Origin of the sequence: Haloarcula terrestris (genome assembly GCF_031624315.1) — an archaeon.
Classification (GTDB): Archaea; Halobacteriota; Halobacteria; order Halobacteriales; family Haloarculaceae; genus Haloarcula; species Haloarcula terrestris.
Genome location: NZ_JAMQOM010000006.1, coordinates 57,616 through 70,832 on the forward strand (window position 1 = coordinate 57,616; position 13,217 = coordinate 70,832).

17 protein-coding genes are annotated in these 13,217 nt (G+C 65.7%); 12 read left to right on the forward strand and 5 right to left on the reverse strand.

All coding sequences use genetic code 11. The annotated features are described in order from the left end of the window. Positions 1–58: 58 nt before the first annotated feature. On the reverse strand, positions 59–1,330 hold the full coding sequence (hisD, locus tag NDI54_RS14630; protein ID WP_310897178.1) for a histidinol dehydrogenase: 1,272 nt from the start codon (positions 1,328–1,330) through the stop codon (positions 59–61). A 77-nt stretch (positions 1,331–1,407) separates the two neighbouring features. Between hisD and NDI54_RS14635 the strand changes: the two genes are divergently transcribed. Next, positions 1,408–2,334, forward strand: coding sequence for a hypothetical protein (locus NDI54_RS14635; RefSeq protein ID WP_310897179.1), 927 nt, complete (start codon positions 1,408–1,410; stop codon positions 2,332–2,334). A gap of 30 nt (positions 2,335–2,364) precedes the next feature. On the opposite strand, the gene NDI54_RS14640 is transcribed toward NDI54_RS14635, so the two are convergent. Both NDI54_RS14640 and NDI54_RS14645 read right to left on the reverse strand, forming a co-directional pair. Next, positions 2,365–3,546: a redox-regulated ATPase YchF gene (locus NDI54_RS14640; protein WP_310897180.1), complete on the reverse strand. Its 1,182-nt coding sequence runs from the start codon at positions 3,544–3,546 to the stop codon at positions 2,365–2,367. Between the two features lie 45 nt (positions 3,547–3,591). After that, entirely contained in the window at positions 3,592–4,701 is a 1,110-nt protein-coding gene (locus tag NDI54_RS14645) for a Gfo/Idh/MocA family protein (RefSeq protein ID WP_310897181.1), read from the reverse strand. Between the two features lie 102 nt (positions 4,702–4,803). Between NDI54_RS14645 and NDI54_RS14650 the strand changes: the two genes are divergently transcribed. Continuing rightward, complete coding sequence (locus NDI54_RS14650) at positions 4,804–5,184, forward strand: CBS domain-containing protein (RefSeq protein WP_310897182.1); 381 nt, start codon at positions 4,804–4,806, stop codon at positions 5,182–5,184. Positions 5,185–5,218: 34 nt separating this feature from the next. On the opposite strand, the gene NDI54_RS14655 is transcribed toward NDI54_RS14650, so the two are convergent. Both NDI54_RS14655 and NDI54_RS14660 read right to left on the reverse strand, forming a co-directional pair. Further along, on the reverse strand, positions 5,219–5,932 hold the full coding sequence (locus NDI54_RS14655) for a TIGR00266 family protein (protein ID WP_310897183.1): 714 nt from the start codon (positions 5,930–5,932) through the stop codon (positions 5,219–5,221). Positions 5,933–6,026: 94 nt separating this feature from the next. Continuing rightward, the gene (locus NDI54_RS14660) at positions 6,027–6,995 is read right to left on the reverse strand and encodes a sugar phosphate isomerase/epimerase family protein (protein WP_310897184.1); all 969 of its coding nucleotides are present in this window, start codon (positions 6,993–6,995) and stop codon (positions 6,027–6,029) included. A 141-nt stretch (positions 6,996–7,136) separates the two neighbouring features. On the opposite strand from NDI54_RS14660, the gene NDI54_RS14665 reads away from it, so the two are divergent. The 10 genes from NDI54_RS14665 (at position 7,137) to NDI54_RS14710 (ending at position 13,213) form a co-directional block, all read left to right on the forward strand. Continuing rightward, positions 7,137–8,009, forward strand: a complete 873-nt coding sequence (locus tag NDI54_RS14665) for a 3-hydroxyacyl-CoA dehydrogenase family protein (protein ID WP_310897185.1) — start codon at positions 7,137–7,139, stop codon at positions 8,007–8,009. Continuing rightward, complete coding sequence (locus NDI54_RS14670) at positions 8,006–8,605, forward strand: DUF2391 domain-containing protein (RefSeq protein WP_310897186.1); 600 nt, start codon at positions 8,006–8,008, stop codon at positions 8,603–8,605. The genes NDI54_RS14665 and NDI54_RS14670 overlap by 4 nt, the downstream gene beginning before the upstream one ends. A gap of 74 nt (positions 8,606–8,679) precedes the next feature. After that, on the forward strand, positions 8,680–8,859 hold the full coding sequence (locus NDI54_RS14675) for an HVO_2753 family zinc finger protein (protein WP_137682409.1): 180 nt from the start codon (positions 8,680–8,682) through the stop codon (positions 8,857–8,859). 2 nt (positions 8,860–8,861) lie between these two features. After that, positions 8,862–9,128: an elongation factor 1-beta gene (locus NDI54_RS14680; protein ID WP_137682410.1), complete on the forward strand. Its 267-nt coding sequence runs from the start codon at positions 8,862–8,864 to the stop codon at positions 9,126–9,128. A gap of 113 nt (positions 9,129–9,241) precedes the next feature. Continuing rightward, positions 9,242–9,532: a 50S ribosomal protein L21e gene (locus NDI54_RS14685; RefSeq protein WP_310897187.1), complete on the forward strand. Its 291-nt coding sequence runs from the start codon at positions 9,242–9,244 to the stop codon at positions 9,530–9,532. After that, positions 9,529–9,885, forward strand: a complete 357-nt coding sequence (locus NDI54_RS14690) for an RNA polymerase Rpb4 family protein (protein ID WP_310897188.1) — start codon at positions 9,529–9,531, stop codon at positions 9,883–9,885. Before NDI54_RS14685 ends, NDI54_RS14690 begins: the two co-directional genes overlap by 4 nt. A gap of 164 nt (positions 9,886–10,049) precedes the next feature. Further along, positions 10,050–10,622, forward strand: coding sequence for a DUF655 domain-containing protein (locus tag NDI54_RS14695; protein WP_310897189.1), 573 nt, complete (start codon positions 10,050–10,052; stop codon positions 10,620–10,622). Between the two features lie 38 nt (positions 10,623–10,660). Then, positions 10,661–11,518, forward strand: a complete 858-nt coding sequence (locus tag NDI54_RS14700; protein WP_310897190.1) for a 16S ribosomal RNA methyltransferase A — start codon at positions 10,661–10,663, stop codon at positions 11,516–11,518. 1 nt (position 11,519) lies between these two features. Beyond that, the gene (locus NDI54_RS14705) at positions 11,520–12,152 is read left to right on the forward strand and encodes a HemK2/MTQ2 family protein methyltransferase (RefSeq protein ID WP_310897191.1); all 633 of its coding nucleotides are present in this window, start codon (positions 11,520–11,522) and stop codon (positions 12,150–12,152) included. 62 nt (positions 12,153–12,214) lie between these two features. Continuing rightward, complete coding sequence (locus NDI54_RS14710; RefSeq protein ID WP_310897192.1) at positions 12,215–13,213, forward strand: 5-methyltetrahydropteroyltriglutamate--homocysteine methyltransferase; 999 nt, start codon at positions 12,215–12,217, stop codon at positions 13,211–13,213. Positions 13,214–13,217 lie beyond the last annotated feature (4 nt).

Sequence of the window (13,217 nt, forward strand, 5' to 3'; positions counted from 1 at the left end):
CCACAGGGATCCCAAGACAAAGAACCGCTGATTCGAGTAGCCAGAAACCCCCGGACCGTTACTCCTCGAACCGTTTTCGGACGCTCTCGGCGTGGGCTTCCAGCCCCTCAGCTTCCGCGAGCGTCGTAATCGTATCCGCAATGTCGTCCAGCGAATCCGCCGAGAGACGCTGGACCGTCGTTGACCGGACGAACGTGTCAACGGAGAGGCCGCCGGTGATCCGCGCGTTGCCGCCGGTCGGCAGGACGTGGTTCGTGCCGGTGGCGTAGTCGCCCGCGGCGACCGGACTGTACGGGCCGAGGAACACGGACCCGGCAGAGGGGATCCGTTCGAGGAGCGATTCGTCGTCGTCAGCCTGAATCGAGAGGTGTTCAGCGGCGTACTCCTCGGCAAAGAGGACGGCTTCGCTCATCGAGCGCGCGAGGAGGATGCCGGAGGCATCGTTGTCCAGTGCGGCGCGAATAACGGCCTCGCGCTCACGGCCGTCGGCCTGTTCGTCGATGGCGGCTACGACCTGTTCTGCGAGGTCTTCGTCGTCGGTGACGGCGACGACCGAGGCGTTCTCGTCGTGTTCGGCCTGGGCGACGAGGTCGGCAGCGACCAGTTCTGGGTCCGCGTCGCCGTCGGCGACGACCATGATTTCGGAGGGGCCGGCCAGGAAGTCGATAGCCACGTCCCCGCGGACTTCGGCTTTCGCCGCGGTGACCCAGCGGTTGCCGGGACCGACGACGATGTCCGTCGCGCTGACGGTTTCGGTCCCGTAGGCCAGCGCCGCGATGGCCTGTGCGCCCCCGACCTGATAGACGGCGTCGGCCCCAGCGACGTGGATGGCCGCCAGCGTCACGGGGTTGACCGCCTCGGCCGGCGGGGTGGCGACGGCGACGTGCTCGACGCCGGCGACCTTGGCGGGGATGACGCCCATCAGCGCGCTGGAGGGGTAGGCTGCCGTCCCACCGGGCGCGTACACGCCAGCGCTGTCGAGCGGGCGGTAGCGACGGCCGAGTTCTCTGCCCTCGAAGTTGTCGCGCCAGTCCTCGGGGACCTGTCGCTCGTGGAACGCGCGGATGTTCGCCGCGGCGTCCTCGATGGCGTCCCGGACCTCGTCGTCGATTTCCTCGTAGGCCCGCTCGGCGGCGTCCGTGATGTCGATGTTGCCCACCGATACGTCGTCGAACTCCTCGGCGAAGCGCCGAAGCGCCACGTCGCCCTCCGTCTGTACCTGCGAGACGATATCGCGCACGTCGTCTCTGACGGCGTCGACACCGGCGTCGCGGTCGAAGAAAGCGGCCCGCTCGTCCGGGCCGAGATCGGCTATTGTCCGTACGTTCATACACCGGGTTCGGGACGGGGCAAAAAACGGGTTTCCCTTCTCGTCAGCGTTTTCCGACGCTCGGGCCTACACCGCCTATGGCCTCAGTCGACGACCACCGTCGCCGGACGACCGCCCTCCCTTCGGCGACGACCGAGTATTTCGCGCCCGAACTGGAGACCATCGAGAGCTATCTAGAGACAGTTCCAGCAACTATCGATCCGGCGGCCGGCGACGCCGCAATCGGCCCCATATACGGCCTTCCGTGGTTCTACCTGGCCGACCTGACCGGCTGGCGAGGCAGCACGCTCGCCCGGCTGCTGGCTGCAGAACGAGACGCGACCTGCTACGAACTCTCGGCCGGTGCTGCGGACGCGCTCCCGGCCCTGTGGTCCGTTATTGACGAGAGCGGCGACGGTCCCGTCGTCCTCCATCTGGAACTGCAGGGCGAGGGCGGGCGGATTCCGCGCACGCTACAGGAAGCGCTCCGACGGGGGTACACGCACACCCCCGATGGCTGGGACGAACCAGTAAGCGGCGAGCCGTCGAACCTCCACGTCGTCTTCACCGATACGAACCCTTCGAAGCGGTTGGCAGTGCCGCTACCCGCCGCGACGACGCCCACCACTGGTGCGGTCCTCTCGTATGCGCCCCGCCGGAGCATGCTCCCGGAGCGGCCAGACGGGACGACGATGCTCTCGGACCCGCCGGCGCTGCACGACCGCGAGGCCGAACTGGAGGCGTTCTTGCTGGCCGCTCTCGATGGCTACGGCGACGATGACGCCAGACAGCAGTACGTCGACCGTGCCGTCGAAATTCTGTCGATAACTCACTCACTCATCGGCAAGCGCGATCTCCTGTTCGACGTGTCGCCGCGACTGGCGCTGAAGTACGGGACGCTGCTTGATGACCGTTCGGTCGGGGCGGCGACGGACCGGCTCGGACGGGACGTGCTCGGACAGGTGCCACAGAGCCCCGGGAGCGAGGACATTCGGGCGACGCTGCGGGACTTGCTGCCGGAGTAAGAGCAAGAGAGCGGTCGCGGGCCGGACACCTCAGTTCGCGTCGCTGACGATTTTGATGACCGCCCCTTCTTCGAGTTCCGTCTCGTCGCTGATACGCCGGTTCTCGCGGGCGTCGACGGCGTGGATGTAGCCGTCGCCGATGTCCGAGTGGACGGCGTAGGCGAGGTCTTTCGGCGTCGCCCCGCGGCGAAGCAGGAATGCGTCGGGGAGGACGTTCTCCTGGCCGTCGGTCCAGTGGGTCTCGTTCTGGACCGGATAGGCAGTCAGGTGGTCAAGCAGGTCGTAGACGGCGGTGTCCATCGCGCCCTGAACGCCGGTGCCACCCCACTCGTCCATAACGTCGCGGATGCGGTGCAGCCCCTCGCGTTGCTGGTCGCTCACGTCGCCGACGATATCGAAGTCCGGGTCGCCCGGGTCGTAGTCGATGACGCCGGCCTGTGCGGCGTTTCGCAGCGCGAGTTCGCCGTCGGCCGTGGCAGGCACGACCACGTCGGCGGCTTCCTGCAGGGCCTCGATGTTCCCTTCCGGGGCGATGTCGGCCTTGTTCGCGACGACGACGAGGGGCTTCGTCCGCTGGCGGATCTCTGTCGCCAGCGCCTCGCGGTGCTCGTCGGTCCAGGCGATGGGATCCTCGGGGTACTCCAGATCACGGAGCGTCCGCGCCACGTCGAGTTCGGAAGCCCCGACGCCGGCCAGCATGTCCACGAGCGATTCGTCGAGCTTGAAGTCCGGCGAGCGGGACTGGCGCTCGATTGACTCCCAGTTGCGCTCGACGATGCTGGCGAGCCACAGGTCCATCTCCGCCTCGATGAAGTGCACGTCTTCGACGGGGTCGTGGTCGCCGACTTCGACCGGTTCGCCCTCGGCGTCGGTGCCGCCGGATGCGTCGACGACGTTGAGGATTACGTCGGCGGTCGACAGCTCGTCGAGAAACTGGTTTCCGAGGCCGCGGCCCTCGTGGGCACCGGGGACGAGACCGGCCACGTCGATGAGTTCTACCGGGACGTAGCGCTTGCCGTCCCGGCAGTTGTCGTCGCCACAGCGTTCCTCACGGTCGAGACAGGGGCAGTCGGTTCTGACGTGGCTGACCCCGCGGTTGGCGTCGATGGTGGTGAACGGGTAGTTCCCGACATCGACCTCGGCCATCGTCGCCGCCGTGTAGAAAGTAGACTTGCCGGCGTTCGGTTTGCCGGCCAGCGCGATAGAGAGCATGCCAGAATCTACCAGTGGCCGCCGAAAGGGGGTTTCGGTTCGGCCCTACAGGTTGACCCGCTCGCCGCGCTCGTCGCTTCGTTCGATAGCGTCGAGGACCCGCTGTGCAGCCAGGCCGTCGGCGAAGGACGGCTCCTGTTCGCCGCCCTCGGCCACGGCCGTGAGGAACTCGAAGTTCTCGTGGACGAACGTGTGCTCCCAGCCGATGACGTGACCGGGGGGCCACCAGTGGTCGACGTAGGGGTCGTCTTCGTCGGTGATGAGTACCTGCTGGAAGCCGCGGTCGCCTTCGGTGAGCACCTCCAGTTCGTTCAGCCGTTCGAGGTCGAACTTGATCGCACCCTTCGATCCCTCGATTTCGATGGTGTGGGCGTTCTTGTGTCCGTTGGCGACCCGAGAGGCCTCTAACGTTCCCATTGCACCGTTCTCGAACGCGATCTGGGCGCTGTAGGCGTCGTCGACAGTCACCGGGCGCGTCTCGTCGCTGCCCTCCACGGGTCGTTCCTCGGTGAACGTTCGGAGATGGCCGCTCACGTCGGTTATCTCGCCGGCGGTGTCGCCAAGCAGGAATCGGGCCAGATCGACAGTGTGGGAGCCGAGGTCGCCGAGCGCCCCGCTGCCGGCCATCTCCGCGTCGTTGCGCCAGGACCACGGGGCCGCTGGATCGACCAGCCAATCCTGGAGGTACTGCCCGCGGAAGTGGCGAATCTCGCCGAGTTCGCCGTCGTCGATGAGCCCCTTCGCGTACTGGATTGCCGGGACGAAGCGGTAGTTGAACGCCGCGCCCGCGGGCACGCCGGCGTCGGCAGCGGCCTGGGCCATTTCCTCGGCCGTATCCAGCGTCGGCGCGAGCGGTTTCTCACAGAACGTGGGTGTCCCGGCCTCCAGCGCCGCGATGGACGGCTCGGCGTGGACGTGGTTCGGCCCGAGGTTGTAGAACACGTCCACCTCGTCGACGATGTCCTGCCAGTCCGTCGCAATCCGGTCGAAGCCGAGCCGGTCGGCCGCCTCGGTCAGCGCGTCCTCGTCGCGGCCGACGAGTACGTCCTTGTTGACGGCCGGCGCTTCCGGGAAGAACATGGGTAGGCGGTCCAGCGCATTTGCGTGGGCCTTGCCCATAAATCGATAGCCGAGCATGCCGATATCCAGTGTCATACGCGGCTGTTCACCCGGGGGCGAAATAACGCTCAGGGTGACGGCAGGGCGGCGGGCTGGGCCGAGGGAAAAGACAAAACCGGATGCCTGCGTTGACACCCCATGGCAACTGAAACGTCCGTCCGTATCGAGGATATCATGTCGACGCCGTTAGAGACGATTTCCGCCGACGAAACCGTGAAATCGGCAGCGACGCAGATGCGGGAGCAGAACATCAACGGCATCTTCGTTCCGGGGGCACAGGCCGGCATCATCACGACTACCGACATCGTCGACGCCGTCGCGGCCGGAAAGGACCTCTCGTCGGCGACTGTTGGCGACGTGATGACCGCGCCGGTCGAGCGCGTGACAACCTCGCTCGAACTGGGCGAGGCCGCCGCGATGATGACGACCTACGACATCAAACACCTCCCGGTCATCGACGAACATCAGGACTACGTCGGCATGGTGTCCTCGACAGACATCACGCAGGCGCTCTCCTGAAAGGAGTGTCCCCTGCCGATTCGTCCCCGGCTTTTCAGATGAAGTCGTCCAGCCCGGACGCGTCGCCGTCGTTGTCACCCGTCCCGGGCAGCGCGTCGGCAATAGCCGAGGTGAACGAGTCGAGGCCGCGCGTCTGATACCAGACCGTGCCGGGGCCGGTGAAGTCCATCACGAGCCCCTCGCCGCTGAGCAGCGTCGACTTCAGCCCGCCAACGCGGTGGGCGTCGAAGGTGACTGACTCCGCCCAGGCGACGACGTGGTCGTTGTCGATGGTATAGGACTCGCCGGCGTCGAGTTCGACGGTTTCCAGCCCGCCGAAGGCCTCGATGAGGACGTTCCCGGTCCCTTTTAGCGCCAGCGGCGTGATGCTCGCGCCGGCCAGCATCGACTTGATTCCGCCGAACTCCGAGTCGATGTCGATACTCGGGTCGGCTGCGAGGAACGCCCCGTCGACGGCGTACAGCGTCTCGCCGGCGAGTTCGTGGTGATGCACGTCGCCGGGCGTCGGCGGCGCGAGGGTGACGGTGCCGGGGCCGCCCTCGGCGGTGAACTCGTTTGCGAGCAGCGACTCGCCGCCCAGCATCGACTTCGCGGAGCTGAGGAGGCCGTCCCGGCTCGTCGTCGTTTCGATTTCGATGGTCGGCGAGTGGCTGACCATCGCGCCGGGTTCGGCGAGGATGGATTCGCCACTGTCGAGGTCGACGCGGACGTGCGTGTACGAGGGCTTGTGCGTGAGTTCGATGTCCATAACGTGTCACTGGATACGGTGGTCCAGTTGTATTATCTCACAAACAGTATATAAGCGTAAGTGCCGGGAAAAGCCGCGTCGTTGGTCGTATCGACTATTCTGCCCAGTAGGCGTCGCCGGACTGGGTCTCGAAGACGGCGCGGTCGAGTACGTCGACGGCCTTCTCCAAGCCCTCGCGGGCGCTGGTGAGCGAGTCCTCGTGTTCGATGGAGAGCGCGCCGTCGTAGCCGACCATCCGCAGCGTCGACACCACGTCCTTCCAGTGGGACTCGCCGTGGCCGTAGCCGATAGAGCGGAACAGCCACGACCGGTCCGGCTCGTCCGTGTACGGTGCGGTGTCCAGCACGCCTTTCTCTCGGGCGTTCGACTCGTACACCTTCGTGTCCTTGGCATGGAAGTGGTGGATAGCGTCGTCCTCGCCGAGCAGGCGGATGGCCTCGGTCACGTCGATACCCTGCCAGTACAGATGGGATGGGTCGAAGTTCGCGCCGATGCGGTCGTTCGTCCGCCGACGGAGTTCCAGCAGGCCGCGGGGCTCGTACACCAGCATGTTCGGATGCATCTCGATGGCAACATCCACATCGTGTGCGCCCGCGTGGGCCGCGAGGTCCGACCAGTACTCGTCGGCGACGCGCCACTGGTACTCGTGGGCGTCGGCGTGTTCGGTCGGCCACGGGGCGGTGATCCAGTTCGGAACGTCATCATTGGGACCGCCCGCGGGTAGGCCCGAGAATCCCGTGACGGTGTTCACGTCAAGCTGGTCGGCCAGACGAATCGCCTCGCGGAGCTCCCGGTCGGCCTCGGCGGCGCGGTCGTCGTCGGGATGGAGCGGGTTGTTGTGGGTCGCCAGCGCGCTCACCCGGAGGTCGTGTTCGTCTAACAGCGCCTGCAGTTCGGCCTGTTTCTCTTCGTTGTCGAGATACGCCTCCCGGTCGAGGTGGTCGTCGCCAGGGAAGCCGCCACACCCCAGTTCGACCGCATCCACGCCCAGATCGTCGAGGTACGCCAGTGCATCGTCGAGGGACTGTCCGCCCAGTGGAACTGTCAGTACACCGATGTCCATGACCGGCGATACAGCCGGTGGTGAAAAAAGCGTACTGCCGATATCGGCGTCAGTCCGACACCGGAGGAAGTACCGACGGCTGTGTGGCCACGGACGGTGGCCGGCGTAAATGATTAACCCCGGGAGCGCGGTGGTACTGTCATGACTGTGGCCGTACTCGGAACCGGACAGCGGGGGCGGGATCTCGCACAGCGATGTGTCCGTGCAGGCCACGCGGTACGCCTTCGCGGGACGGACGCGACCGACGTGATGGACTGCGTCGACGAGATCAAACAGGCGCTCGGCGGAGACACGTCGGCGGGTGTCGACGGAACGACTGGCCTCGAAAGCGCCGTCAGTGGCGTCGGTGTCGTCATCGACGCGACCGAAGGCGATACGGACAGCCACCGGGAACTGGTCGCCGAAACGGAGACGATGGTCGAGGCAGACACGCTCATCGCCGTCAGTGACACGTCGCTGTCGGTGACTGCCGTCGCCACCGGCCTGCGGAGTCCTGACCGGGCAGTCGGCCTCAACCTCGTCGACCCGCCGGATGGCGACATTGTCGAGGTCGTCATCGCCGAACAGACCACGGCGACGACCCGCGACCGAACCGCCGACTTCGTGGAGAGTCTAGACGCGACGCCGATCGTCGTCAGCGACACGCCGGGCTTTGCCGCGTTGCGTCTCGAACTCGCTACCATCGCGGAAGCGATCCGGATGGTGGAGGACGGCGTCGCCGCCGTTCGAGATATCGACCGGACGTTCGAGCGCGAGGGATCAGACCGCGACGGCCCGCTCATCCGCGCCGACCGGCACGGGCTGGAGACGGTGCTGGCAGCGCTTGCGGACCTCGCCGACCGGCTGGACGAGCGGTTCGAGCCGCCGGCGCTGCTCCGCCAAAAAGTCGAGGACGGACAGCTCGGGGTCGTCACCGGTGAGGGGTTCTACGTCTGGGAGGACGGGACGCCGACGACCGGAGCCGACCCGGACCCCGAAGTACCGACGCGGGACAGCGACCTGGACCACCGATGAGCAAACAGCGCGACTCACCGGTCGAACTGGGCGACGAGGACGACGAGTTCGCGACCCTGTTCGACGAACTCGAAGAGTTAGAACAGCTCGTCGACTCCGAGGACGAGCGACAGCAGGTCCGGGACGCGATGCGTGCGGCCGCAGACTCACAGGACCACGAGCCCGCCACATTTGGCCGGGTCGTCTGGGGGTTCGGTCGGTCCGACCTCGCGGAGGCGCTGCTGGGCTCGCTGTTGTTCGGGATTCCGATGGCCGTCGAGGGCGGGACAATCGACGCCGGCCGCCACATCGCCCAGCACCCGCTGTATCTCGCTGCGACGATTGTCATCGCCATCGGACTGGTCATTTCGATCCTGTACGTCGCCGACTTCCAGGACGTGCGGGTGGCGAACCCGATTTTCGGGCTCATTCCGCGTCGGCTTGTCGGCGTCACCGGAACGGCGCTGGTCGTCTCCGTTGCGCTCCTTACCGGCTGGGGGTTGGTCGAGTGGTCGTTGGACCCCGCGGTCGTCTACGAGTCGGCCTGTATCTGTGCCGTGGCATTCGTTCCGATGGCAATCGGCGCTGCCCTCGGGGACATTCTCCCCGGGAACTAGGGCCATGACAGACCATCTCGCGGTGGCGGCCGCGTTTGGCAATCGTTAAAAGCCGCGGTCGGATACGGGGAGGTATGAGCGAGAGCCAACAGAAACGGGCGCGCAAGTGCGTCTCGTGTGGCATCAACATCGCCGGCACGAACGCCGCCGCGTTCAAGTGCCCTGACTGTGGTCAGCAGATCTACCGCTGTGCCACCTGCCGGAAGCAGAGCAACCTCTACAAGTGCCCTGACTGCGGATTCATGGGGCCATAACAATGGGGAAAGTCGCTGCCAAGATCAAGGTCATGCCGGAAAGTCCCGAAGTCGACCTCGACGACCTGCAGGAGCGTCTCGAGGGCGTGCTTCCGGAAGGAACGAAGATCAACGGGTTCGAGCGCGAAGACGTTGCCTTCGGCCTCGTCGCGCTGACGCCGACGGTCATCGTCCCCGACGACACCGGCGGCACGGAAGCCGTCGAAGAGGCCTTCGCAAACGTCGAGGATGTCGAGTCGGTCTCCGTCGAGAGCACCGGTCGCCTGTAATCGACTCGCCGCTGTCGTTTTCCACTCGGACAGATAGCGACTGCAAGAGCGTGACCAGTGGCGGCCGCGGAACGCACGTTTTATTAGGGCGACCGGATTATCGGGGACCAAGAATGCCTAGTTCAAACGGACCTCTCGAAGGAACACGAGACAAGCTCAAGAACAAGCCCCGCGACCGCGGCACGTCGCCGCCACAGCGCGCCGTCGAAGAGTTCGAGACCGGCGAGAAAGTCCACCTGAAGATCGACCCGTCCGTGCCGAACGGGCGCTTCCACCCGCGGTTCGACGGCCAGACCGGCACGGTCGAAGGGACGCAGGGTGACGCGTACAAGGTCGACATCGTCGACGGTGGCAAGGCAAAGACCATCATCGTCACCGCTGCGCACCTGCGCCGGCAAGAATGACGATATTTAAAGAAAAAGTCAGTGAGGAGTTCCTGACGGTCGCAGAGACCAAGGAGATACTCGAAGACCTCGAAATGGAGCGCGCGGCCGAGGAGGACCGCGAGATGCGCTACGAGCTCAAGCGGGCCATCGAGCACGTCAACCGCTTTGCCGTCCTCGAACCCGAGGAGTCGCTCCAACTGGTCGAGGACCTCGAACAGCTCGAGAAGGTCGACACGCCGACGGCCTACAAGATCGCGAACCTGCGGCCGCTTGACCGGGATGAGCTCCGTGCCGTGTTCGCCCAGGAGCGCTACACGCTCGACGGCGACGAACTCGACGAGATTCTCAACATCGTCAAGCAGTACGCATAACGACGGCCATCCGTCGGTTCGGCTGTGTACCGTTTTTGCTCTTTGCTATTGGGCAGTGGCCACCACGCTGTACGGCGGCGCGTTTCGACCGGCAGCGGTGCCGTCCCGTGAAGCGGTCTCAGCCATCCACCGCCATTAAGTGTGCTCTGCTCGTACTGCCTGACATGACTGAATCGGAGAGCGGCGGCGACACTATGGCGGCGGCTGTCCTCGATGTCCTCCCGCACGGGCGGCCTGGAGACGACCGGCCACAACACCAGAAGGAGCCGCTTGCGTACGCCCTCGACATCGAGGAGTTCTACATTTACGAGCTCGAACTCGACGACGGGACCGAGGACATCGCGTTCGGCGACCGCGTGGACCTGACGGAGTTCGGCCGCGTGACGGAAGTGGAGTTCGAGGACATTCCCAGCGGCGCGCGCTCGGAACTCGACTACGCCGTCGAGGAGATCGTCGAGGCGAACGAACAGCGGTTCGTCGACTTCTACAATGACGCCCAGCCCATCACGCTGCGCCTCCACCAGCTGAATCTCCTGCCGGGCATCGGGAAGAAGCTCCGGAACACGATCCTCGACGAGCGCAAGCGAAAGCCCTTCGAGAGCTTCGAGGACCTCGAAGAGCGCGTCAGCGGGCTCCATAGTCCCAAGGAGACGCTCGTCGAGCGGATCCTCGAAGAGCTACAGGACGACGACCTGAAGTACCGGCTGTTCGTCCGGCGTGAGGAGCAGTCCTCGTAAGGCGACCCTTTTCTACCGCGACCCGTTACGGCCCGCTAATGACCACGACAGAGACAGGGACTCGGGACCCCGACGCGCTCGTCCGACGGGCTGGGAAACGGGCCGATACCCGGAAGGACCAGCACTTCCTCATCGACGACCGGGTGCTGGACCGCATTCCCGAGTACGCAACAGACGCGGACGTTGACCTCTCGCACGTGCTTGAGATCGGCGCTGGACCGGGCGCGCTGACGGACCGCTTGCTCTCTGTGGCCGAGACGGTGACCGCAGTCGAACGGGACCCGGACTTCGCCGCCCATCTCCGCGAGGAGTTCGCCGACGAGATAGCGGCGGACCGGCTCACCGTCGTCGAGGGTGACGCACTTGAGATCGACGTGCCGGATTTCACTGCCAGTATCTCGAACCTGCCCTACGGTGCGTCCTCGGAGATCGCCTTTCGACTCCTCCCGGAGCAGCGCCCGCTCCTGTTGATGTTTCAGCAGGAGTTCGCCGAGCGGATGGCCGCCGACCCGGCGACGGACGACTACGGCCGGCTGTCGGTGACGGCGGGCCACTACGCCGACGTGGAGGTTGTCGAGACGGTGCCCCCGGCGGCGTTCGACCCGCAGCCGCGCGTCACGAGCGCACTGGTCCGGACGACGCCACGGGAGCCCGACTACACCGTCCCCAGCGACGAGTTCTTCATGGACTTCCTGAAGGCGGTGTTCACTCAGCGCCGGAAGACGATGCGCAACGCTGTCCGCAACACGGCCCACATCTCCGGGCTGGGCGACCCCGACGCCGTTGTCGAGGCCGCCGACGAGGACCTGATGAGCGCCCGCGCCGGGAAGCTCACGCCGGCCGATTTCGCCACGCTGGCGACGCTCGCCTACGAGGTCGGCGAGCCGGAGGCCTGAGATGGGCGAGGAGTCTGACGCCGGAGGACCGGGAGATTCGGGCGACGAGAATGGCACTGAACGCCCCTCGCTGGCCGACCAGCGGGACGTGGAATCAGTGTATCAGCCCGCGGAGGACTCGGACCTGCTGGCGCGGACGGCCCGTGAGCGAGTCGACGCGGGCGATACTGTCCTTGACGTGGGGACGGGGTCGGGTTACGTCGCCGCGATGCTCGCGGAGGCGGGTGCACGGGCGGTCGGCGTCGACGTGAGCCCGCTGGCCTGTCGAGAGGCGGCCGGTAACGGCGTCCCGGTCGTCCGTGGCGACCTCGTCGAGCCGTTCCGAACGGACACGTTCGACCTCGTGGCGTTCAATCCGCCCTACTTGCCGACGCCGCCTGAACAGGAATGGGACGACTGGATGGAACACGCGCTGTCGGGCGGCGACGACGGCCGCCGCCTCGTCGACCCGTTCCTCGAAACAGTCGAGCGCGTACTCGCCCCGGGTGGGGAGGCACTCATGCTCGTCAGCAGTCTCACGGACCCCGAAGCGGTCCGAGCGTACGCGAGCGAACACGGGCTGGCGAGCGAACAGCTTGCAAGCGAGAAACATCCCTACGAAGCGCTCGTCGTCCTGCGCTTTTACCGAAAATAATTACTTCCAGGCATTAAGTGGAATAGGAAATATTAAAGCCCGTCATTTCCTACTCCAGGCCAATGACACAGGTAATCGCCACGACCCCTGGGCTCTTTCCGCTCCCGGACTGGGCCAAGGACGAACTGGCAGATCTGAAGGGTCACCAGAAGACAGACCTCATCTCGGGCGACGAGTCCGATGAGATCGTCGCGGCCTACGACAAAGCGCGGGAAGAAGTCATCTCCATTCAGCAGGACGCTGGACTCGACCGCGTCGTCGAGGGCCAGTTCCGCTGGGACGACATGCTCGCGCACCCGCTCGCGGTCCACGATAGCGTGGAGACGAAAGGCATCGTCCGCTACTACGACAACAACAACTTCTACCGAGAGCCGGTCGTGCAGGGCGACCTCGGCGCGGACGGCGGCGACGTGGCCGCGGATCTTGGTGCCGCAGCCGACCACGTGGACTCGGGGCTGCAGGCCGTCCTCCCCGGCCCGTACTCGCTTGCCGACCTGGCAACCGACGAGTACTACGGCGACGACGCCGAGTTCCTCGACGCCATCGCGGACTTCCTCGTCGAGGAAGTGAAGTCCTTCCCCGACGTTGAGACGCTGTTCCTGCTCGAACCGTCGCTGGTCGAGAACGCACCGGCCGACGGCGAGGACGAGCGCGCCGCGGACGCAATCGACGCCGTCGCCTCGGCCGCCGACGCCGAGGTCGTCGCCCACACCTACTGGGGCGCAATCGAGGAGAAGACCTACGCGCACCTAATGGACGCCGGCGTGGACGCCATCGGCTTCGACCTCGTCTCGAACCACGACCAGACCGTCTACAACGTCCAGGAGTACGGCACCAAGGACGACGTTGCGCTCGGCGTCGTCGACGGCCAGAACACGCTCGTCGAAGCGCCCGAGACGATCCGGGACCGCATCGACTGGTTCGAACAGCAGACCAACACCGCCTTCGACACCGTCTACGCGACGGCGAACACGGAAACGTTCTATCTCCCGGTGAACAAGTTCGAAGACAAGCTCAAAGCACTCGCAAACGCCGCGGATCTGGAGGCGGCGGAGGCATAAAACG